The following is a 21,604-nucleotide window of genomic DNA, read 5'->3' as shown; positions in this document are numbered from 1 at the left end:
TTATTTCCGAGGCTTACTAGAACCCTTATATATCAAGGGCATGACCCTTGTGTAATGTTTTGGTGAAGCTCTGATTACAGAAAACGCCGGCCAAGGGCCGGCGTTTCGCTTGGATCAATGGAATAGTCGATTATTCCGCCTTGGCTTCGATATCGACTTTGTCGAGCAGCAAGATCGGATCCTGCGATGCAGCTACCATTTCGAGAGCGCCAATTCCCTTTTCAGCCTTCGACTTCACAGTGAGCTCGAAAATATTCGGCTTTGCGAGGAAGGTAGAAAACGCCGTCGCAACATCCTGCAATTGTGGCTGGTCCGCTGCCAGCTCTTGCAGAGAGGCGGCAGCCATCAGAGACATCGCGCTACGCACTTCATCTTCCGACATATCTTTTTCTTTGGCATAAGTCTTGATAGCATTGGAGATGATGCCCTTTTCCTCAATTTTCAGGTTTACCTGCTTGGCCTTGAGCCCAAGCAGAGCGACCTGCATCATCACCTTGTCGCCAGAAAAGAATTCCTTCGTCAGACCGCCCATCAAACCGGACATGGATACGGCACCCATATCCTTGCCGCTGATCGAGATGTCCTTGATGATCAGATTCTGGTTTGCTTCATCCCAGCTTGCCTCAAAGTTTGACGACATGGTGAGACTATCATAGCCAAGTGCCCGAAGCTGCTGGTAAAACTCGTCATCAGCCTGCGTCGGCACTTTGAGCGACATATCTTCATAAGCGATGCGCACATCGGTCGGAATACCGTTGTAAGGCTTGTTGAGAGCCACTTCGTAGCTTTTCATGGCGAACTGAATACGTTCAGGCAGCGAAGGAACCGACGGCTCTTCGGTTACAGCCTGATCTCCATCGTCCGCGTTTTCCTCGCTTGCATCCACATCTTCAGACTTTTCATATGGCAGATCGGCGTCGATCCCCACCACCTTAAGTGTGCCGAATTCCGGAAGCATGGTCGTGAAAGGGAAGTTTTCAACTTCTTCTTCATTCAGCGCCGCAAACTTTTTCAGAGCTTCAACTGAAGTCGCCCAGGAGAAGCCCTTCAAGGAAGCTTCCTCCATCTTCATGTAGTCCTGACCTTCGGAGAACGCCAAGCCTTTAATGGTCGCATCCATTTTCTGATTGTCGAAAGCAACTGCGACGCGTTCGATACCGCCCTTGCCCTTCGATGCATCAGTTGGCTCGATCTTCATGCCGAGCATTTCAACATCACCCTTGCCGATGGTGTCGAACAGTGAGCTCACCTGAAGAATAAGCTCGCGTGTTTCCTCCGGTGAAAGTTCGTCTGCATTTTCGAGAGACTGTAGCTTCTCCAAGGTTTCGGTGAACGGCACGGCAGGCATACGAGCCGTGAAGCCATTGCTGCGAATTTCATCATAGCTGAAGCTCGCATCCTTCGTCTTCATGACGATATTCTTCGCCGAGAAAGGACCGTAGACGGGCTTTGCTTCCTTGTCGTCCGGGCCTGCCTTTTCGGTATAGAGACGGGCGAGGAAGACACCATCAATGTCCTTGCCCTCTGCGGCACCCATGGTGCCTGTCATCTTGTCCGCGACTTTTTCACCGTCTTCACCAGGCACCTGGATCGTGAAGTCAAAAGCCGTGCCGCCCGCCGTATAACGAGCAACCTTACCGAGGTTGATATCTTCCAGCGCAACGTCCTTGTAGACGATGTTCTGTTCGTTATTCGCAACAGTCTGGACGACCTTGATTTCTTGCGCAGTCAGGCGCTTTGCCGAGAAACGACCAACGCGCTCTGGCAGTGTCAGACCGCTATTACCGAATGTGTCCTTCAGCATGGCGGTATCGAAATTAGCGTCTTCGATTGCCACGCTTGGAATGGAAATCTTGTAGGTTCCAATCTCTGTATCAATGCCCGACGCATTCAGCATGCCGGTGAGGAACAGAAACTTGGGGCGACCATCAACCGAAGCGATACGAACGTTGGAGCCATCCTTCAACGGCAACGTCACGTCGCGCAAGTGAATACGTCCGAGAAAATCTGCCTCAACCGAAGAGGCCTTGCCGCCACGCTTGTCAAGCTGCGATGTAATGGTCTTCTCAAGTGTGATCTTGTATCCGGTTAAACCGGCGGCAGCGATGGCGATTACCGCAACTGCAGCCCACAGCGCCTTGCGCCCACCCTTACGGGTTCCGTTCTTTGCCTGCTCCACGATGCTGGTCCTTTCAGCGCAAATTAAAACGGTGTCTGTGCAAGCCATTGCCTAGGACGAATTCGCAGCCGAAAGGGAGGCTTCGACATTGCGTTAATACGGCTAAAACAACTGCTTAAAACACACAGCCTGAATCGGTCAGGCAGACAGATGCTCTAACTACCTGAAATTGCAAGCGCAAGCAGGATCGCAAAAGTTTCTCACAATATTTTACAGTTTGCTCAAGCAATACTCGAGCAAAGCAATGGGCAAAGCATTCATATTCTCGACGAAATATCTACATTTTCATTTCAGCTATTGAACCGGTTACTATCCCTCTCAATCAAACATAGAGATACTGTCAGCCGCTCAAAGCGGCTGATCGGGGTGCGGAGATGAACCATAGGCTCCCCAAATGGATTGATCGAAGTTCACGATGGCGCCGGTCATCAAACCGGACTCTTCCGAGGCCAGAAATGCTATTGCGCGTGCAACCTCGCTCGGATCGATCAGCCTGCCGAAAGGCTGGCTTCGGGCTGCTTCATCAAGCCAGTTCTCTGGCGCATTGTGAAACTCGCGTTGAATACGGTCTTCGCCATCCGATGCCATCCAGCCTATGTTCAGACTATTGACGCGGATACGATTGCGCAGAACCGAATAGGCTACATTACGGGTCAGTGTGTCCAGCGCCCCCTTGGAAGCACAATAAGCTGCAATGAAGGGCTGACCGCCCATGGACGACATCGACGAAATGTTGACGATCGCTCCCTCCACCGTCTCGCGGCGGAACAGCTTTATTGCTTCCTGAATCAGGAAAAATGGCGCTCGCGTATTTACAGCAAATAAACGGTCGAACAATTCCGGACTGGTGTTCAGAATGGTGCCCCGATCTGTCAGACCAGCAGCATTTACAAGAACGTCTAGCTTTCCAAAAACACGGTCAGCTTCCGAAACGATCTTGCGGCAGTCTTCCACCTTCTCAAGATCAGCCTGCACGAAAACGGCTTTGGTTCCAAAACTTGCCAATTGATCGACTTGCGCCTGTCCTTTTTCAACCGAACGCCCGCATATCACGAGGCCTTCAGCGCCCCTTTCTGCAAATAGCTTCGCTGTCGCTGCTCCAAGCCCCTGCGTGCTTCCCGTAATAACAGCAACTTTTCCGTTGAATTGTCCGTCCATTCCGAGCTCCGAAATTCAAGAGCATTTCCAGCAAAAGTGCGAAGCGGTTTTGCGTCGGATAATGCGTGAAAACAAACAGATAGAGCGGTTCCAGCGATTCCATTTAAACCGGAACCGCTCTAGTCAAACCCTGCCGCCCAGTTCGGCAGTCAGATCGGCGAGTTCCTGCCCGCCCGCCATGAGGCTTTGTAATTCGTCCATGTCCACATCGTTCTTCGTACGCGTTCCAAGCGTCACACCGCGATTGAGAACCGTGAACTTGTCACCGACCGCATGAGCATGACGAACATTGTGCGTGATGAAGATCACCCCCAGCCCGCGCGAGCGCACCAGATTGATGTATTTGAGAACCATGGCCGTCTGCCGCACACCCAGCGCAGAAGTCGGTTCGTCGAGGATCAGCACTTTTGCGCCAAAATAGACGGCACGGGCAATTGCAACGCATTGGCGTTCACCACCGGATAGCGTTCCGACCGCCTGCTGCGGATCACGGACATCGATCCCGATCTTTCGCATCTCTTCGCGCGTTACTTCTTCGGCCTGCTGCGTGTCGAACCAGCGGAAAGGTCCGACACCCTTTGTCGGTTCGCGTCCAAGAAAGAAATTGCGCATGACCGACATCAGCGGGATCATCGCAAGATCCTGATAGACCGTCGCAATGCCATGATCGAGCGCATCGCGTGGGCTTTTGAAGGTGACCGGCTTTCCTTCGACCAGGAAGTCACCGGTGGTCGGCTTGTGAACCCCGGAAAGCGTCTTGATCAGGGTCGATTTACCGGCACCATTGTCGCCAAGCAGACAATGGACCTGTCCTGGTTCGACGCTCAACGAGACGCCGTTCAATGCAATGACCGGACCGAAATGTTTAACGAGATTGCGGACTTCGATGATGGGTGTCGTCATGGCAAATCTCCCTCTCAGCGCTCGCCGGTCGCGCGCTTGCGAATGAAATTGTTGAAGAGCACCGCGATCAGAAGCATCCCACCAAGGAAGACCAGATACCAATCCTGGTCGATCTGGGTATAGGTCAGCCCAATCAACACCATGCCGAAAATGATTGCGCCGAAGAATGCGCCAATTGCAGAACCATAGCCCCCGGTCAGCAGACAGCCGCCAATGACCGCAGCGATAATCGCCTCGAATTCCTTCTGGAAACCGCGACGCGCATCGGTTGAACCTGCATCCAGAACGGTAAGGATAGCCACCAACGCCGCAGCCATAGCCGTGCACATGAATAGCGTCGTCTTGACGCGACGCACGGGGACACCGGAATTGCGAGCAGCCAGAGCGTCGCCACCTGCGGCGAAAATCCAGTTGCCGAAGCGCGTGCGCACCAGCACATAGGTTGCAATAAGCGCGATGGCGATAAACCACAAAACTTCGACCGGCACGCCTTTCACCGAAGGCTCACCATTGGGGAATTTGTCAATCAGGTCGTTCTCAGCCATCCAGGCGAAAAATCCCTGAAACGCATCACCGGAAAAAAGCCCGGCAAGATAACTGCCTGCAACGGCTTCCTTGACACCACGCAACTGGGTAGCGCCGCCTGTTGCCCATTTCAGCCCGACCAGCGACAGACCGCGCAGAATGAACAGGAAAGCGAGCGTTACGATAAAGGATGGCAAGCCGGTCCGGATTACAATCTGGGCATTCACCACACCCACAAATGCGGCAAACAGCAAAGTGACGATAATTGCGACGCCAAGCGGCACCTGCCAAACGACCAGGGCAGCGGCAAAGATCAATCCAGCAAAAGCCACCATCGACCCGATGGACAGATCGAACTCACCGCCGATCATGAGAAGTGCCGCAGCAACCGCCAGAATGCCGAGCTGCGAAGCGGGAGCCATGAAGTTCATGATGCCGGCCGCAGTAAACATCGCCGGATTGGCAACTGAGACGAAAAAGATCGTAATAAGGATCAGGCCGGAAACTGCTCCTAATTCGGGCCTGCTCAGGAGCCGTTGCAATGGGCTCGCCGACTGAAGTCGCTCATCTTTCGATAGCGCCGCCGTGCTGGCCTTTTCATGGGGAAGTGGCTCACTCATGATCTTCTCCTGCTGTATTCTGGGTACAGAGACCCGTTCCCGCCCATTTTCATGGGCGGGTTCGATATCAGATAGTCTAAATGATGCTTACCGGATGCCCTTGGCCGAAAGTTCCACGACCTGCTTCGCCTTATCCTTGGTGATAAGGTTCGGGCCCGATGGAACATTACCACCCGGCATCAGACCGTATTTCGCATTAAGTGCGAGGAACGATACCGGCAGATAACCTTGCAAGAACTGCTGCTGGTCGATGGCGAAGTCTGCCTGTCCCTTTTCAACGGCCTCCAGGAAGCCAGCCGACATATCGAACGTCGCAACATGGATTCCACTGCGACCGCTTTCGGAAGCGGCTTTCACAGCAGGTTCACCCGCGAGTGTTGCATTGAGCGTCAGGATCGTGTCGACGCTAGCATCAGATGCCAAGGCAGCACGAACCTTGGCTTCGTTCTCGGCAGGATCGGTCGATGTGGGCAGAACCGTTACATCACCGAAGCCTTCCTTGAAGCCTGCACAGCGTTGATCAAGCGAGACATTGCCGACTTCCTGATTGACGCAAATACCTTTCTTGCCACCAGTATTCTTCAGCGCTTCACCCGCGACCTTACCAGCATCGAACTCGTCCTGACCAACATGCAGCAGAGCTCCGAGCTTCTTCGAAGCATCGGAACCGGAGTTCATGGAAATCACTGGAATACCGGCTGCTACAGCACGCTGAATCGACGGCCCAAGCGCATCCGCATCTGGAATGGAAACCACAATGCCCTGCGGCTTCTGGTTGATCGCAGCGTCGATAAGCTGGGCCATCTGCACCATGTCAAAGGTTTCCGGCGCACGATAATCGACCTTCGCACCCGTATCCTTTGCCGCTTCGGCAACGCCGTTCTTCACCACCGACCAGAACGGGTCCGATGCCTGACCGTGACTGACGACGACGATGTTAATATCCGCCGCGTGGGCTGCGAAAGATGCAGCCAGCAACGCCACCCCGGCTACTGCCGACTTCAATAGAGATTGCATGTTCACTCCTCCCTTGTCCGGCACTCCCCGCCGGTTTGCGTTAACGCCTTATCTTCCCACTGCAGCATCCCGGCGCTCCTCCAAGCGTTTCCCCGTTACCACATGCAGATCGTGGATCTATTCAATAGAATGAAACATTCATAACAAATTATCGTGGAATTATAATTCCATTTCTGGTAGCTCATGTCAATCGCATAAGCTGCCGACGATATGCTTATTTCCCAAAGAAGTCGCGCGGCGCCAAACGCTTCGACCATCGTTTCTGGAGGAATGGACAATGGCTGATAAAGCTGGGGGTGTTGTGGCAGGCTTGATCGGATCCGGCTTCATGGGCAAGACGCACGCCCTTGCTCTTGCAAATGTCAACCGCATCTTCGACTTACCGATCGATGTCCAGCTTCATACATTGGCCGACGTGAATGCGGAAACAGCGGCAAGAGCCGCAAAACAGTTGGGATTTGCAAGTGCCACCGGCGACTGGCGGGAATTGATCTCAAACCCGGATATCAATGTCATCGACATCACCACACCAAACCGGTTTCACAAGGAAATGGCGCTTGCCGCTATCGAGGCAGGCAAACACGTTTATTGCGAGAAGCCGCTTGCGCCGACCGCTGCCGAATGCCTCGAAATGACGCTCGCGGCAGAGCAGAAGGGCATCCAGACAGCCGTCGGTTTCAACTATCTGAAGAACCCGATGATAAAACTGGCGAAGGAAATCATCGACAACGGCGAATTGGGCGAAATTCGCAATTTTCGCGGCATTCATGCCGAAGATTTCATGGCCGATGCCCGCATTCCTTGGACCTGGCGTCTCGACCCGGCAGGCGGCGGTGGAGCACTAGCAGATATCGGCAGTCATATCATCGCCGCCGCACGCTATCTCATTGGACCGATAGCAGCAGTTATGGGCGACTCCCTCACCATCATCAGCGAGCGTCCGGATAGCTTTAACCCTTCGCAAATGAAACGCGTCGAAGTGGACGATGTCTGCCATGCTTTCATACGTTTTGAGAACGGAGCGACCGGCACACTTGAGGCAAGCTGGATCGCCAGCGGTCGCAAGATGCAGCACGACTTTGAGATTTCCGGGTCGAAAGGCTCCCTGCTCTTTTCGCAGGAACGCTTCAATGAACTCGATCTGTTTCTCTTTTCCGACAAAAAGGGACAACAGGGCTTCCGCAAGATCTTCGCAGGTCCGGAACACGAACCCTATGGCGCATTCTGCGTAGCGGGTGGCCATCAGATCGGCTTCAACGATCTGAAGACAATTGAAGTCCGTGACTTTCTGCTTGCCATTGCTGGACAGAAGAATAATCACGCCGATTTTCGCGAGGGCTACGAAGTTCAGAAGACTGTGGAAACGATCTATGCCTCTTCCCGCGCGCGCCAGTGGAAAAATATCTAGCCTATACGTGAGATCGGATGGACGATGAACTCGCCATCCACCATCATGATTTTCGCTCTTATGCCGTAGACGTCGTGCAACAGTTGCGGCGTGAGCACTTCCGTCGGCTTGCCATCTGCAACGATATGTCCCTTGTCGAGCAGAATAAGGCGTGTGCAATGTTGTGCCGCAAGGCTCAACTCATGCAATGAGGCGACAACGGTCCGGCCCTCCTGCGCAAGTTCGGCGAAACTTTGCATCAATCCAAGCTGATGAGATGGGTCAAGTCCGGCGACTGGCTCATCAGCGAGTATTACGGGCGTATCCTGCGCCAAGACACGTGCAATCAGCACCCGTGCGCGTTCACCACCGGAAAGTTCTGTCGCCGACCTGTCCCGAAATCGCGCGACGTCCATACGCTGCATTGCTGTCTCGATAAGCACTTCATCTTGCGCACTCAGGCTCGCAAATACCGGCTTCAGCGCGGAGCGGCCCAGCGAAACAAGCATTTCGACCGATACCGGCCACGCAACATCGCGATCCTGCGGCAGATATGCAAGATTCTGCGCTTTCATCGAAGCACTCGTCTGCCGCAAATCATCCCCGTCGAGGGAAATTTCCCCTCTGGATGCGACAAGTCCAAGAATGGCGCGCAATAATGTCGTCTTCCCCGCGCCGTTAGGTCCGATCAGTCCGATGAATTCACCGCCATGAATATTGAAACTTGCGTCGCTGAGTGCTGTCTTCCCGCCAAGCGAAACGGAAAGATTTTTTACCGAAAGCGAAGTCATACGAGCTGCCTCCGATATTTGAATACAAGCCACAGAAAGAATGGCGCACCAATGATTGCCGTCAGGACGCCCAGTTTCAGCTCACGTCCCGGCATGACGATACGCACCAGTACGTCAGCAGCCAACAACAGGGCAGCCCCACCGAAACCGCTTGCGACCAGCAATCGCGATGGACGCGCACCGACAAGCGGTCGCAGAAGATGAGGAACCACCAATCCGACGAAACCAATTGCACCGGCAACGGCGGTGGAAGCGCCCACGCAGGCCGCTGTGCCCAGCACAGCAAAAAGCTGCACGCGAACCAGATTAACCCCCATAGTGGCCGCGGCATCTGCGCCTAGTGTCAAACTGTCGAGAGACCGTCCGAGTGCCAGAAGCATCACCCAGCCAATGAGGATAAACGGTGCAGAGAGCGCCACATGCGTCATTGACCTGTCTGCCAATGATCCCAGCATCCAGAAGACGATCTCCATTGCCGCAAACGGGTTGGGCGACAGGTTGAGCGCCAGTGCTGTGAATGCGCCAGCGAGACTTGTCACCGCAACTCCGGCGAGAATGACGGCAAGCGTACCGGCATTACGCCCTGCCAGAAGCTTGACCAGAAACACCGACACGAAGGCTCCTGCCAGTGCGAGCAGCGGCAAAGCCAGGGGAAACAGAAGCGATAGACCGCTATAGATAGCAATGACCGCGCCGAATGACGCGGATGCGCTCACACCCAGCAGACCAGGCTCGGCGAGCGGGTTGCGCAGATAACCCTGCAAGGCAGCACCAGACAATCCAAGTGAACCTCCGATGAGAAGTGCAAGCAATGCCCTGGGCAAACGGATTTCACGCATGACCAGTACGATCATTTCACTGTCATTGCCGAAAAGCGCCTTGAAGCTGTCAGCCATACTGATCGCAGCCGGTCCCGTCAGCAAAGAAACAATGAAAAGCAAAGCCATAAGCATGGCCAGTCCGGCAAGCAGGAGATAGAAGCGCTGACGTTCAGTCACGCGCTGCCTCCGCAAGTTCCGCCACAGCTTCGACGCTGAATGGACCACCGCAAACCGTCAGATTATCCGCTATCGTCACTGGCCTCGCCTGTTTTTCAAGCGCCCGCAACGCTGGATGTTCAAAATTCTCGAAAGCCAGCGCAGGTGCACGATCTCTTGAACTGCGCACCAGAATATCCGGCTTTTCGAGCAGCAGCTTTTCCAAGGGCAACGGAGCAGAACCACTGACGCCCACCCTATCGGCCAGATTATCAAGCCCTGCAAGCCGCACAGCCTCATCGACCAGCGTTCCCCGACCGGATGTGTAACTGTTGGCGTAATAAAGCGCGACCGTCTTGCGCTGGGCTGGGGGCCGAATTACCGCCAAAGCAGCCTTCATTTTATCGACTTCCGAGCTCGCTTCCGCCTGTCTTCCTAGTAACTCACCCATGCGACGCAGATGAGCTTCTATATCGCCGAACGAGCGTGCTGGCGCGAACTCTTCCACACGGACACCCAGCCTGCGCAACAGCCCAACCGTTGCCCTTGACGAGAATGTGCCCGCCAGCACAAGATCAGGTTTCATCAGAAAAACTTCTTCTGCCTGCGCATGATTGACCGTCACCTTCTGGGCTTTCGCAGCCATGACGGACAGTTCCGGGTCCTGCGACAGATAGGAAACCGACTGCAACTGCCCCTCGCCCGCCAGTAGCAATGCGAGTTGATCGGTACATACATTGATGGAAACGACGCGTTGGGGGATTTCCACTGCGTCGGCTGAATTTCGAACAAAAAGGGCCAGCCCAACCGCAAGGCAGAAGCTGGTGATCCATTTTACGGATGCCCTTTTCATTCTCTGTTCAGCCTCAGAAATTCCGGGTCAACCCGATATTGATGGTGCGTCCCGGTGCAATATAGCCGGAGCTGGTCTGATAATCCTTGTCAAAGATGTTCTCGACAGAGAACTTCAATTGCGATTGCTTGTCGATGGAATAGAGCGCGACGAAATCAGCAGTCACATAGTCACCAAGTTTCTTGCTGTTCGCAGCGTCAGCATAGCGCGAACCGCCATAGATCAATCTTGCGGTAAGATCGAGCTTCTCAATTGGTGTGAAATTCACCTCAGCCGCAGCCTTAAAACGTTCGCGATAGGGAAGATCGTTTCCTGTGGCTTCATCAATAGGCCGTTTAAGGTCCACTAAACCTTTGACACCCCACTGTTCGTTGAAGCGGTGGCCAAGCGTCGCTTCAAACCCGGTTATGTGAGCTCGATCAACATTTACTGGCAACCACAGATGTGTTTGTTCGTCCTCTCTCCAGCTAATACCCTGCCTTAACCGGGTGTCGTAGAATGCCATATCCAGACTGGTGCCGGAACTTATCTGCCAGTTCAAACCCAGTTCATAAGAGCCCGATTTCTCGGGTTTTAGATCCGGATTTCCCGACAAGGGATAATAGAGATCATTGAACGTCGGCGCGCGGAAACCGGTAGCGTAAGAAGACCGCAGCACCAGATCGGGCAGAATTTCATAGCTCACACCAAGATTATAGGTGGCGACATCGCCGAATTGGCTGTTGTGATCATAACGCAACCCGCCATCGAAACGCAGCGCCTCATATTCGAGCGAATATTGTCCGAATATGGCGGCCAGATCGCGGCTGGTTTCATCATAAGCAACGCTGGTGTTGATCTCCTCGCGATAGGCTTCCACACCAGCGGTCACAGTGTGGCCGACCTTGCCCGTATCGAAACTCTTTTCGGTCGAGGCAAAGACACCATAACGCTTGGTTTCAAACCGATCGGATCCACTCACGCCCTTGCGGAAGTTACGGCTGCTGTCGATGCCCGTGCTGAACTCCAGCGTAGACGACCAATCTGCCGTATGATCGACACGCGTTCCGAACTTGCCCGTAAATGCTGTGCTGTCAGCCTGGTTCGGCGATGGCGCTTTGGCGTCGTACTGGTTGCGTCCCCGACTGAAGAGACCATCCGCATAAATTTTACCCCAGTCGAAGTCCTTCGACAGGGCAAAGTTGAAAGAGCCTTGCAAAAACCCGTCGCGATCCGGTTCATGGCCATAGGCGTCCGATGTAGTGAAGTCATATCCTTGCGTGCCGGTTATAGCTGCGCCAAAAGCATAGTCGACACCGGCGTTGCTGCGTCCCTGGATGGACCCCGAAGCATACCCACCCCAGGGATGGCTGACACCGGTAGAAAGACTGCCGCACCAAGGGTGTTCACCACACGCTCCACCCTGCTTCGTGATGATGTTGACCACCCCACCCATGGCATCAGCGCCATATTGTGCAGAATGAGCCCCCTTGGCGATTTCTATGCGCTCGATAGAGGTTAGAGGAATATTGGAAAGCGCGGTCGAGCCACTCGTTGCCGACGCGGTGCGCACGCCATTGACCAGAACAACTGTTTGATCAGAAGACATTCCACGAATAAAAATTCCGGCGGAAGAACCCTGCCCGCCATTCGTCTTTATGGAGATACCGCTATAGGACTTCAGCAGCGACTGCAGATCAGGAGCAGCCGACCGTTCGATATCTGCTGAATCGATAACAGTCACAGACGAGGTCGAGCGCTGCAGCGAAGATGCGCGGCGCAATGGCGTGACCACAATTGTATCGAGGACGACGCTGCCGTCGCCATCTGGCAGATTTTGAGCAAGCGTCGTGGATGGCAGCGCAAGAACGCTGGCCGATACAAGTAGAACCGATGATTTTAAAAGGCACATTTTCCCTCAACCCGCCGAACCGGAGACCGATAAACGGCATTTCCTCTCACCGCAGGTTGAAGCAATGGCAGCGCAAAACGCCCTTCCTCCCAACGGCAACATTTCAACAATGTCACCGCCACGGGCAGCCGCGCCTGAACACACCCCGTGTCCATGCATGGGTGACCGGATACGGCAGGTCTCCTGACTTCCGGGTCGTCGCTTCCCCTCCGCCTTCCCGAGTGCATCGAATGCTCTCAGTGGCTTTCACCGCTCACACGGTTATGGAGGATAGCTCTCCGGTTACAGTTGCGGGGGCAGTCGCGGCATCAGCCAGATGGCTTCACCGTGTTCCCTTTTCATCCGCCTGAACAGCGGAACCGTCTCCTAGTTATTGCGATAGCAACATGGTTAAGGATTCGCAACTCCACTAAAGCGCAATCCGGTACAGAAAACTGAATCACATTCGCAAGGAATGGATTCAGCTTCCTGATTTCAAAGAATTTTCCTATCGCAGAAATGCACGGAACCGCTGAAGCGCAAAGTAGAACAGCACAGAACCAATAACGATCAGTGCCAGAAATTGCGGCCAGACGACGCCCAGCCCTGCCCCGCGAAACAGGATCGATTGCGCCAATATGACGAAATGCGTATTCGGCGCGGCCAGCATGATTGTCTGGATGATCTCGGGCATGCTTTCGCGGGGTGTTGTCCCCCCTGAAAGCACCTGTAACGGCAGAAGCACCAGCATCAGCAGCATTCCGAACTGCGGCATGGAACCAGCCGCCGTTGCCAGGAAAATGCCAAGGCTGGTCGTCGCAAAAAGCTGGAGCGCTGCGCCCACGAGAAACAACGATACCGACCCATAGATCGGGACGGCAAGCAGCCCCTGAACCACGAAGACCAACGCAAAAGCAGAAGCAATCAGCACGACGAGCCCCATAGACCATATCTTGCTGACCATGATTTCAACCGGCGTTACCGGCATCACCAGCAGGTGTTCTATGGTTCCATGTTCGCGTTCTCGAATGAGGGCTGCGCCCGTCAGGATGATCGACAGCATCGTAACCGATGAAATCACGTTATTGATTGCACCGAACCAGCCCTTGTTCAAATCCTGATTGAATCTCGCTCTGAGATTGAGTTCGACAGGCGCTTGTGCGCTACCGCGATAGCGATTGAGAAATTCGCTCACCTCACTCGACACAATTGACTGCACATAGCCACCCCCGGTAAAGGCCTGGCTCATCCGGGTTGCATCGACATTGAGCTGGATTGTCGGCGAACGGCCTGCCAGAAGATCGCGCTGGAAATTCGGCGGTATGTTCAACGCGAACGTATCGAGCCCTTCATCCATCCGGGCATCCATTTCATAGGATGAAATCAGCTTCGGAGGCACAAAATATGGCGGATAGAATGCCGTCGTTATCCGGCTGGAAACCGGCGACTGATCTTCGTCGACAATCGCTATTGCCGCATTGTTAAGAGTTTCAGGCATCGCCTTTGATGCCGTATAGATCGCAAGCGTAAAGGCATAAACGATCAGGATCAGCAACATCGGATCGCGCGCAAGACCGCGCAGTTCCTTCACGCCAAGCTGGAATATGTTGGATATCCGCATCTTAGCTCGCCTGTTTCTTGAGAAGAACGATAGCTAGCGCCATGAGCACCGGCACCGCTATCAATAAGGGCAGAAACGAACTTGCGAGATCGGCAAACCCCAACGCCTTGGAGAAAACCCCGCGCGAAATGGTCACGAAATAGGTCGCCGGATAGATTTTTCCGATGAATGCGCCTGCACCTTGCAGCGACGACACAGGGTCGATGATACCGGAGTACTGTACGGCCGGAATGAGTGTTAGAAGCGCCGTTCCAAAGATTGCTGCAATCTGGCTGTTCATGAAGGTGGACAGAACCAGTCCCATACCGGTCGCGATCGTCACATAGAGCAGCGCCGCCAGCGCATAAGTAGGGAAGCTTCCCGTAAACGGAACCCGGAAAATAAACACCGCAAAGGCTGTCAGCATCAGGAAATTCAGAAATGCCAGCCCGATATAGGGCAATTGCTTGCCGAACAGAAACTCGAATTTCGTCACCGGCGTTACGTAAAAATTGATGATCGATCCCAGCTCCTTTTCACGAACCACGCTCAGCACCGCCAGCATTGCGGGAATCATGAGCAGCAGCAACGGAATGACCGCCGGCACCATAGCCACAAGGCTTTGCACATCGGGGTTATATCGGTAGCGTATCTCCAGATTGAAACTGCCGACATTCGCCGCACTGCCATAAAGCTCGCGGGCTTTCTGCGTCAGCCAGTTGGCATGCATACCCTGAACATAGCCTTTCACGGTCTCGGCCCGCGACGGCATTGCGCCGTCAATCCATGCAGCGATTTCGGCCGGGCGCCCACGCATCACATCTGCGCCGAAGTTCGGTGGAATTTCAATCGCAAGACTGATTTCACCATCACGCATCCTTCGATCAAGATCATCGTAATCTGTTAAGGCAGGTTGCTCAGAGAAATAGCGCGAACCCGCAATCTGCTGCGTATAATCACGGCTGATTGTCGTATCGTCACGATCGAGCACCGCAAATTTCAGATTCTCGACATCCAGATTAATACCGTAACCGATGACAAACATCAGGATGACGCTACCGAGAATAGCCAGCGTGGCGCGGATTGGGTCACGCTTCAGTTCCAGCGCCTCACGCCGTGTGTAGGCCAGCATTCGCCTCATGTCCGGCAACCAGCTTGAAGCCTTCTTTGGATGCGTTTCGCCTGCCTCCGTCATCTGTTCTGGAAGAATTGCAGGCGATGGTACTGACTGTTCTGTCTCGCCGATTGCGTCCTGAAGATACGCGACGAAAGCCTCTTCCAGAGTTTCGGCATGGCGACTTTCGGTAATCGCCTTCGGCGTATCGCTTATCAGCACCTTGCCGGCATGCATCAGCGAAATCCGGTCGCAAAGCTCTGCTTCATTCATGAAATGGGTAGAAACAAAGATCGTAACATTATCTTTGCGGGACAGGTCGGCAAGAATTTGCCAGAAAGCATCCCGAGCGACCGGGTCGACACCCGATGTCGGCTCATCGAGAATGAGAATATCAGGGGAATGAATCAGAGCCACAGCCAGTGACAAGCGCTGGCGGATACCAAGCGGTAAGGCGTCAGGCAAGGAGTCCATAACCTCTGTGAGATCAAAGCGTTCGGTCAACTCCTTGATGCGGCGTTCGGTCAGATCCTGCGCCATATCAAACAGTTTGGCGTGAAGTTCCAGATTTTGGTGGACGGTCAATTCCGAATAGAGCGAAAATGCCTGTGACATGTACCCGACATGACGGCGTATATCGATATCCTTGGGGTCCACCTCGCGCCCGAACAGCCGCGCCGTTCCCTCGCTGGCAGGCAACAACCCCGTCAAAACCTTCATAGTCGTGGTTTTGCCGCAACCGTTTGAACCAAGAAAACCGAAGATTTCGCCACGCGGGATGCGAAAACTCACATCATTCACCGCAGTGAAATTGCCAAAGCGAACGGTGACGTGTTCTGCTTCAATCGCGATTTCAGCGTTGGCACCAAAGTCACGGTGCGGAATCTCGATATCCTGATGGCCCCTTCGCAATTCTTCCGGCAGGAGCGCGATAAAGGCAGCATCGAGGTTTGGCGTGTTGGTTCGCTGCAGCAATTCCCCAGGCGTCCCCGTCGCCAGAACCTGCCCGTCATTCATTGCAACCAGCCAATCGAAGCGCTCAGCTTCTTCCATATAGGCCGTGGCGACGATGACGCTCATTCCGGGACGGTCCTTGCGGATGTCGTCGATCAGTTCCCAGAACTGGCGCCGAGACAACGGATCGACGCCAGTTGTCGGCTCGTCGAGAATAAGCAGATCGGGATCATGGATCAGCGAGCAGCAAAGACTTGTCTTCTGCTTCATGCCGCCGGAAAGTTTGCCAGCCGGACGATCCGCGAAGGACGACATACCCGTGCGGGCCAGAAGATCGGCGATCCGACGCTCACGTTCTTTTCGGTTATGTCCGAACAACCGTCCGAAAAAATCGATGTTTTCGAACACCGAAAGCGTCGGATAAAGATTCTTTCCAAGCCCCTGCGGCATATAGGCGATACGGGGATAGGCGGACTGAAGATGACGCTTATCAGAAATGTCACCACCAAGGACCTCGATGCGGCCCTGTTGCATCGTCCGCGCCCCGGCCACCAATGATAACAGGCTCGATTTCCCTACCCCGTCAGGGCCGATCAAACCGACCATGCAACCGGCGGGAATATCAAGGTTTACTTCGCGCAGAGCACGTGTTTTCCCGTAGGACAGCCCTACGCCTTGCGCCCGGACGACAAAGCTGTCGTCATTGGCGCCAGCTTTGACAGGAACATCGTTCATTTCACGGTTTCCGCAAGATTCTTCGGCCATTCGGCATTGGGGTCAAGCTTGACATAGGCCATGCCCGGCAATCCCGTTTTCACTTGCTGGATATATTTTTGAAGCAGTTCCTGCGGAATCTTCGCCTTGACCCGGAACATCAGCTTCTGGCGTTCCTCCTCCGTTTCAACGGTCTTCGGCGTAAACTGGGCCACATCAGCCACAAAGCTGATCTTCGCAGGAATGACATATTGCGGCGCAGCATCGAGAACGATCCGGGCATCCGCACCCATGGCCACTCGCCCGGCCTGCGCCGTCGGCAGGAAGAAGGTCATGTAAACATCGCTGACGTCTACAAGATTGAGCACCCGCCCGCCTGCGGAAAGCACTTCGCCCGGCTGAGCAACACGGTATTGAACCCGGCCCGGCTTAGGTGCCCTCAAAGTGGCGTCATTGATATCTGCTTCAATGCTCGCGATCGCTGCCTTGGCCGCTTCAACTGACGCTTCGGCATCCACAACCTGCGCCTTAGCAGCCCCAATAGCTGCTTCGGTCGCCGCAAGCTGCGCCTTGGCTGCACCGACAGCGGCTTCTGCCCCCTGCGCGGTTGCTCGGTCATCATCGAGAACCTGTTGCGAAACGGTGCGCGATTGCGTCAATTGCTGGGATCGGGCCAGGCGACGCTGGGCAGCATCCAGTTGCGCTTCGCGCTGCGCCACAGTCGCTTCTGCTGCCGTGCGCTCAGCTTCCCGCTGCGTGACAAGGCTGCGTGCGGTCTCGATACCAATCTCCGCCCGGCGCAATTGCGCCTCAGCCTGCTTGCGCTGACTTTCCAACTGATCCGTATCCATGCGCGCAAGGATGTCATTTTCCTGCACGAAATCGCCCTCATCCGCGAGGATTTCGCGAATGCGCCCCGGACTCTTCGTCGAAATGTCGATTTCAACCGCCTCTATACGCCCATTGCCTTTGGCAATACCTTCCGGCAATCCATCGCCGTTCAGCGTCTTCCAAGCATAATACCCGCCTGCGGCAAGAACGATAATCGCCCCGGCCAGTATCCATTGCTTACGGTTGAAAGCCATAATGAAACACCCTCATTGCCATCATCGTCACAACGCCGTCTTCAAACGAAGCACCGGCAAGCGGTCGCTGCCTGCAAGGGTTTTGATTGTCCCCACCGCCCCGCCTCCAGCGTCTGCCAGAACCTTCTCGGGAATGATATGGAACTACCTTTTCATTTAGCAACCGGTGAATTGGGGGAAGCGATCCAGAATCGCAAACTCCCGGTTAGATCTGCTCTAATCGCGGTCACGGTTGCCCGCCTTGATTAGGATCAAGAACGGCTAAAGTGGTCCCATTTTTATAGAAATTGGACGCGGGTGCTGATTTGATGAAACAGAGGGGAGCAACGCCGACAGCACCCGCTGGCTGTCGACAAGACGACGTTACGGAAAGATCGCGCTCATGCGCTCGACAGATTGATTTAGCCGGGGTGCCATTCGAGTAGGGCCTCGGCACCCCGGGTCACCGGCTCTGGTGGAAACCGGCAACGATGGTTGGTTAGCACCCGCTCAAACGAAGCTCTTTGATTTCAATCAAACAAACAACAATTCAGCGGTCCATGATCATTTTTTGCCGTCAGCTTTCCGTGACCTGCATTTGCCCCACGTTTTCTTCAGATAGTTCGACACACCTTCGACCTTCGGGTCGGAAAGGAAACCCTGGCGAAAGAGAATGCTTCCTCTCACCTCCGGCAAAGACTCGTTGAGCTCAAGCTGGCGTTTAATTTCGGTCACACCCTCACCCACCTGCCAGCCGGGTTCAAGCGTGGTTCCGGAACCGGCTCGATAGAGTGCCAAGCCGATATAGAGATCGGTCTTCGTCCCGCGAACCGTATCAGCCCACCATTTGGCAATCGTTCCGTAAGACACATCCTTGCGGCCAAAGGACCAGTAAATCTGCGGCGCGATATAGTCGATTATGCCTTCTTTCACCCATCGCCGCGTGTCGGCAAAATCTCCGTCATAGTTGGTTTTTCCGGCACGGGTTGCAGAACCGCGCGGATCGTCCGCAGCGTTGCGCCAAACGCCGCTCGGGCTGATACCAAAGCGAACATTCGGCTTGATGGATTTTATCCTGTCTGAAATGTCCCGCACCAGCGTGTGGGTATTGTAGCGACGCCATTCATATTTGCTTGAGAAGCGCGTGCCAAACCGTGCATATGAATTGTCGTCATCAAGTTTCGACGATGCTGTTTCGTAGTAGAAATAGTCATCGAACTGGATGCCATCGACATCATATTTCTGCACGACCTCTGCTGTCACATTCGTTATCCATTCGCGAACAGTCGGAATGCCGGGATCAAGGACATAACGATCCGCCGAGACACCGACCCAATCTGGATGAGACTTATAAACACTGACAGGAGATTCCTTCGACGAGTTCCGCAATTCCTTGCGGGTCGATGGCTTTGTGTCCATCGAGACACGATAGGGGTTAAGCCATGCATGCAATTCTATGCCGCGCTTATGCGCTTCCTGAATTGCAAATTTCAGCGGATCAAAACCCGGATCTTTGCCAAGGGTTCCAGTCAAATAGGATGACCATGGCAAATAGGACGATTGGTAAAATGCATCGCCGGTTGGCGAAACCTGAAAAATGACCGCATTGATACCATGCTCGGACGCTTCATCGAAAAGCCTGACCAATTCCTGTTTCTGGCGCTTTATACGTTGGGCATCGTCTTCAATGCGGGACGAACTGCGCGACGGCCAATCGAGATTGAGAACTGTCGCTATCCAGCTAGCATGAAAGGCGTCGCAGTCGAGGGGCATGAAATTGTTCCGTCTAAACAACTTGGCAGACAAGGGGTTTGATATGGTTCTTTAAAACATTAGCTTAAAGGTGGAAAAGCAACAGCGAGGGCAGCATGTACAAGAATATTCTCGTAACGACCGATGGGTCAGAGTTTGCAGAGCGTGGGCTCGTCCACGCATTTAAGCTGGCGCATACAGTCGGCGCGAAGGTGACAGTGCTAACTGTGACCGCCCCCTATTCCGTTTCCGGGCTTCCAGGCGGCTGGACCGACAGCCCTGCATTTATTGAGCGCTTCGAGCAGGAATGGAACGAATACGCTGATAAATCCCTCGCTCGCGCTCGCGAACTGGCGGCTGAAACAGACGTCGAAGTTCATACGCTGCATGAGGTTGCCCCGCATCCGGCAACATCCATCATCGAGACGGCCAAGGAGCTACGCAACGACCTTATCGTCATGGCTTCCCATGGTCGCCGCGGACTGAAAGGGATGCTTCTCGGTAGTCAGACCTATGAAGTCCTGACCCGCAGCAACACACCGGTTCTGGTGGTAAAGTAAAGCAACAACAAAGAAGGCGCGAAAATATCGGGTCTTCTTCGTTTTCAACCAGTCTGGTGGCCCGTCGCACTTTCGATATCAATACGGAAAAAAACCGGCTCAAGTTTGCGTTCGTGCCCATCCTTCGCAATCGTCTTTATGTACGCCGGCTCCCACCAGGTCGGCTCCGAAGCCATCAGCGCGACAATCGAACTTTTCTCGTCCTCACGTTCGATCTCTCGATAGTGACCGTTAAGTACAACGGTGCGCCAGCTCGTTCGGGATTCGATGTGATCGAAAAGGATACAAACGGCATCATTCTTGCGTAGGGCCTCGGTCTTCTGACCATCCGTCGTAAAAGAATAGAGCGAGCCACCACTGAACCGGAAACTGAGCGGTACGATAAACGGACGGTTGTCGAGCACATAAGCCAACCGCCCCAGATGGGTGTGCTGTATCATATCCCGGATATCGTATTCCGACATTTCCCTGATCATCATGGCACGCCTCCGCCGTTTGCTTGTTTATTGACAAATTAACATAGGGCAGCGTCGCAGCTTTGACCGTGATCAAATCGCAAAGCATTGTGTTTTTATTAGACGAACAGGCGCCCTTCCGCGATCTTGACTGCAGTGCCGCCGATCCGGGCTCCTGTGAGCTGCTGTTTGGCCACATCCAGTTCAAGACGAATCCGCGACGGCCGTCCCATCTCCATCCCCTGTTCGATCCACCACTGCGAACTGCCGTCAATAGGCTTGTCGTTCTTCTGAATCATGCCTGCAAAGGCTGCAGCGGCCGAGCCCGTAGCAGGATCTTCATAGACATTGGCGCCTGTTACAAACATACGCGCATGGAAATTGCTGTCGAACAGAATTGTTTCGCGGCAATAGACATAGATCGGCAAAGGTCGGCCATCCACGTGCGGCAGGCTTTCGTTCACATAGACCGGATCAATGGACACTTTTGCTGCAGCAATTAGATTATGAACCGGCACAAGGAGATAAGGCGTGCCTGCGCTCCAGACGGCAGGCACATGATTCTCAAATCCGATCTCGTGCGTACCGAGACCGATGGCGGCAGCCGCCTCCTCCTTCTCGATCTTGACGTCAAGCTTCTCTGGCAGGCGGGGCAGATCGAACTCGGCAAAGGCACTGTTCTCGCCAAGTATTACACCACAGCGAACAATGCCCACCTTCTCTTCCAAGGCCACGAGTCTATCCGTCTCATTGCCCGTCTTGCGACGACGGGCCAGCGACACGGCAGCCCCCACTGTCGGATGCCCGGCAAAGGGAAGCTCATAATCAGGCGTAAAGATACGCACCGCTGCTTCATGCGCGGGATTGCTCGGAGGAAAGATGAAGACCGTTTCAGAAAGATTGAACTCGCGTGCGATGGCCTGCATACGCGTATCGTTCAAGCCTTCGCCGTCGTGGACGACAGCCAGCGGATTTCCAGCCAGAGCCTTGTCGGCGAAAACGTCGAAAACCTCGTAGAACCTGCCGGAAACAGCGGCGTCACTCATCCCTCATTCTCCCCTCAATCTGCCTATAAAACCGACTGCGAAGCCGATTTCACTCCAATGCGTTA

General features: G+C 54.2%; 17 protein-coding genes and 1 riboswitch. Of the genes, 2 read left to right on the top strand and 15 right to left on the bottom strand.

The genetic code is table 11. From position 1 onward, the window contains the following. Positions 1 to 130: 130 nt before the first annotated feature. The 5 genes from FIB18_RS18750 to FIB18_RS18725 all read right to left on the bottom strand — a co-directional run bounded on the left by FIB18_RS18750 (position 131) and on the right by FIB18_RS18725 (position 6,402). Positions 131 to 2,179, bottom strand: a complete 2,049-nt coding sequence (locus tag FIB18_RS18750) for a hypothetical protein (RefSeq protein WP_140022145.1) — start codon at positions 2,177 to 2,179, stop codon at positions 131 to 133. Between the two features lie 348 nt (positions 2,180 to 2,527). Continuing rightward, complete coding sequence (locus FIB18_RS18745) at positions 2,528 to 3,337, bottom strand: SDR family oxidoreductase (protein ID WP_140022144.1); 810 nt, start codon at positions 3,335 to 3,337, stop codon at positions 2,528 to 2,530. Positions 3,338 to 3,460: 123 nt separating this feature from the next. Continuing rightward, positions 3,461 to 4,240, bottom strand: a complete 780-nt coding sequence (locus FIB18_RS18735; protein WP_140022142.1) for an ATP-binding cassette domain-containing protein — start codon at positions 4,238 to 4,240, stop codon at positions 3,461 to 3,463. A gap of 14 nt (positions 4,241 to 4,254) precedes the next feature. After that, positions 4,255 to 5,385: an ABC transporter permease gene (locus FIB18_RS18730; protein WP_140022141.1), complete on the bottom strand. Its 1,131-nt coding sequence runs from the start codon at positions 5,383 to 5,385 to the stop codon at positions 4,255 to 4,257. Between the two features lie 87 nt (positions 5,386 to 5,472). Then, positions 5,473 to 6,402, bottom strand: coding sequence for a sugar ABC transporter substrate-binding protein (locus tag FIB18_RS18725; RefSeq protein ID WP_140022140.1), 930 nt, complete (start codon positions 6,400 to 6,402; stop codon positions 5,473 to 5,475). Between the two features lie 277 nt (positions 6,403 to 6,679). Between FIB18_RS18725 and FIB18_RS18720 the strand changes: the two genes are divergently transcribed. Next, on the top strand, positions 6,680 to 7,810 hold the full coding sequence (locus FIB18_RS18720) for a Gfo/Idh/MocA family protein (RefSeq protein WP_140022139.1): 1,131 nt from the start codon (positions 6,680 to 6,682) through the stop codon (positions 7,808 to 7,810). Here FIB18_RS18720 and FIB18_RS18715 read toward each other — a convergent pair. The 8 genes from FIB18_RS18715 to FIB18_RS18680 all read right to left on the bottom strand — a co-directional run bounded on the left by FIB18_RS18715 (position 7,807) and on the right by FIB18_RS18680 (position 19,499). Continuing rightward, positions 7,807 to 8,580 (bottom strand): ABC transporter ATP-binding protein, encoded by a 774-nt coding sequence (locus FIB18_RS18715; protein ID WP_140022138.1) that lies wholly within the window; start codon positions 8,578 to 8,580, stop codon positions 7,807 to 7,809. The genes FIB18_RS18720 and FIB18_RS18715 overlap by 4 nt on opposite strands. After that, the gene (locus FIB18_RS18710; RefSeq protein WP_140022137.1) at positions 8,577 to 9,578 is read right to left on the bottom strand and encodes a FecCD family ABC transporter permease; all 1,002 of its coding nucleotides are present in this window, start codon (positions 9,576 to 9,578) and stop codon (positions 8,577 to 8,579) included. Before FIB18_RS18710 ends, FIB18_RS18715 begins: the two co-directional genes overlap by 4 nt. After that, the gene (locus FIB18_RS18705) at positions 9,571 to 10,410 is read right to left on the bottom strand and encodes an ABC transporter substrate-binding protein (protein ID WP_140022136.1); all 840 of its coding nucleotides are present in this window, start codon (positions 10,408 to 10,410) and stop codon (positions 9,571 to 9,573) included. Before FIB18_RS18705 ends, FIB18_RS18710 begins: the two co-directional genes overlap by 8 nt. Positions 10,411 to 10,423: 13 nt before the next feature. Then, positions 10,424 to 12,301: a TonB-dependent receptor domain-containing protein gene (locus FIB18_RS18700; protein WP_140022135.1), complete on the bottom strand. Its 1,878-nt coding sequence runs from the start codon at positions 12,299 to 12,301 to the stop codon at positions 10,424 to 10,426. A gap of 156 nt (positions 12,302 to 12,457) precedes the next feature. After that, positions 12,458 to 12,680: riboswitch (cobalamin riboswitch) on the bottom strand. A 108-nt stretch (positions 12,681 to 12,788) separates the two neighbouring features. Beyond that, complete coding sequence (locus FIB18_RS18695) at positions 12,789 to 13,901, bottom strand: ABC transporter permease (RefSeq protein ID WP_140022134.1); 1,113 nt, start codon at positions 13,899 to 13,901, stop codon at positions 12,789 to 12,791. Position 13,902: 1 nt separating this feature from the next. After that, positions 13,903 to 16,683, bottom strand: coding sequence for a ribosome-associated ATPase/putative transporter RbbA (rbbA, locus tag FIB18_RS18690; RefSeq protein ID WP_140022133.1), 2,781 nt, complete (start codon positions 16,681 to 16,683; stop codon positions 13,903 to 13,905). Then, positions 16,680 to 17,747, bottom strand: coding sequence for an HlyD family secretion protein (locus tag FIB18_RS18685; RefSeq protein ID WP_140022132.1), 1,068 nt, complete (start codon positions 17,745 to 17,747; stop codon positions 16,680 to 16,682). The genes rbbA and FIB18_RS18685 overlap by 4 nt, the downstream gene beginning before the upstream one ends. 543 nt (positions 17,748 to 18,290) lie before the next feature. Next, entirely contained in the window at positions 18,291 to 19,499 is a 1,209-nt protein-coding gene (locus FIB18_RS18680; RefSeq protein WP_140022131.1) for a glycoside hydrolase family 10 protein, read from the bottom strand. 95 nt (positions 19,500 to 19,594) lie between these two features. Between FIB18_RS18680 and FIB18_RS18675 the strand changes: the two genes are divergently transcribed. Beyond that, the gene (locus FIB18_RS18675) at positions 19,595 to 20,038 is read left to right on the top strand and encodes a universal stress protein (RefSeq protein WP_140022130.1); all 444 of its coding nucleotides are present in this window, start codon (positions 19,595 to 19,597) and stop codon (positions 20,036 to 20,038) included. 44 nt (positions 20,039 to 20,082) lie between these two features. Here FIB18_RS18675 and FIB18_RS18670 read toward each other — a convergent pair whose 3' ends face one another. Both FIB18_RS18670 and FIB18_RS18665 read right to left on the bottom strand, forming a co-directional pair. After that, on the bottom strand, positions 20,083 to 20,517 hold the full coding sequence (locus FIB18_RS18670) for a pyridoxamine 5'-phosphate oxidase family protein (RefSeq protein WP_140022129.1): 435 nt from the start codon (positions 20,515 to 20,517) through the stop codon (positions 20,083 to 20,085). Positions 20,518 to 20,612: 95 nt separating this feature from the next. Then, on the bottom strand, positions 20,613 to 21,539 hold the full coding sequence (locus tag FIB18_RS18665) for a PhzF family phenazine biosynthesis protein (protein WP_140022128.1): 927 nt from the start codon (positions 21,537 to 21,539) through the stop codon (positions 20,613 to 20,615). Between the last annotated feature and the right edge of the window lie 65 nt (positions 21,540 to 21,604).

It is taken from the genome of Brucella pecoris, assembly GCF_006376675.1.
Classification (GTDB): domain Bacteria; phylum Pseudomonadota; class Alphaproteobacteria; order Rhizobiales; family Rhizobiaceae; genus Brucella; species Brucella pecoris.
Note: the sequence above shows the minus strand (reverse complement) of the source record. Positions and strands in the feature narration are given on the sequence as shown.

Excerpts from the sequence above, each read along its gene's own strand:
- FIB18_RS18665 (WP_140022128.1), bottom strand. The coding sequence starts at position 21,539 with ATGAGTGACGCCGCTGTTTCCGGCAGGTTCTACGAGGTTTTCGACGTT.
- FIB18_RS18675 (WP_140022130.1), top strand. The coding sequence starts at position 19,595 with ATGTACAAGAATATTCTCGTAACGACCGATGGGTCAGAGTTTGCAGAG.
- FIB18_RS18730 (WP_140022141.1), bottom strand. The coding sequence starts at position 5,385 with ATGAGTGAGCCACTTCCCCATGAAAAGGCCAGCACGGCGGCGCTATCG.
- FIB18_RS18685 (WP_140022132.1), bottom strand. The coding sequence starts at position 17,747 with ATGGCTTTCAACCGTAAGCAATGGATACTGGCCGGGGCGATTATCGTT.
- FIB18_RS18715 (WP_140022138.1), bottom strand. The coding sequence starts at position 8,580 with ATGACTTCGCTTTCGGTAAAAAATCTTTCCGTTTCGCTTGGCGGGAAG.
- FIB18_RS18735 (WP_140022142.1), bottom strand. The coding sequence starts at position 4,240 with ATGACGACACCCATCATCGAAGTCCGCAATCTCGTTAAACATTTCGGT.
- FIB18_RS18720 (WP_140022139.1), top strand. The coding sequence starts at position 6,680 with ATGGCTGATAAAGCTGGGGGTGTTGTGGCAGGCTTGATCGGATCCGGC.
- rbbA (WP_140022133.1), bottom strand. The coding sequence starts at position 16,683 with ATGAACGATGTTCCTGTCAAAGCTGGCGCCAATGACGACAGCTTTGTC.
- FIB18_RS18680 (WP_140022131.1), bottom strand. The coding sequence starts at position 19,499 with ATGCCCCTCGACTGCGACGCCTTTCATGCTAGCTGGATAGCGACAGTT.
- FIB18_RS18695 (WP_140022134.1), bottom strand. The coding sequence starts at position 13,901 with ATGCGGATATCCAACATATTCCAGCTTGGCGTGAAGGAACTGCGCGGT.
- FIB18_RS18745 (WP_140022144.1), bottom strand. The coding sequence starts at position 3,337 with ATGGACGGACAATTCAACGGAAAAGTTGCTGTTATTACGGGAAGCACG.
- FIB18_RS18700 (WP_140022135.1), bottom strand. The coding sequence starts at position 12,301 with ATGTGCCTTTTAAAATCATCGGTTCTACTTGTATCGGCCAGCGTTCTT.
- FIB18_RS18705 (WP_140022136.1), bottom strand. The coding sequence starts at position 10,410 with ATGAAAAGGGCATCCGTAAAATGGATCACCAGCTTCTGCCTTGCGGTT.
- FIB18_RS18725 (WP_140022140.1), bottom strand. The coding sequence starts at position 6,402 with ATGCAATCTCTATTGAAGTCGGCAGTAGCCGGGGTGGCGTTGCTGGCT.
- FIB18_RS18670 (WP_140022129.1), bottom strand. The coding sequence starts at position 20,517 with ATGATGATCAGGGAAATGTCGGAATACGATATCCGGGATATGATACAG.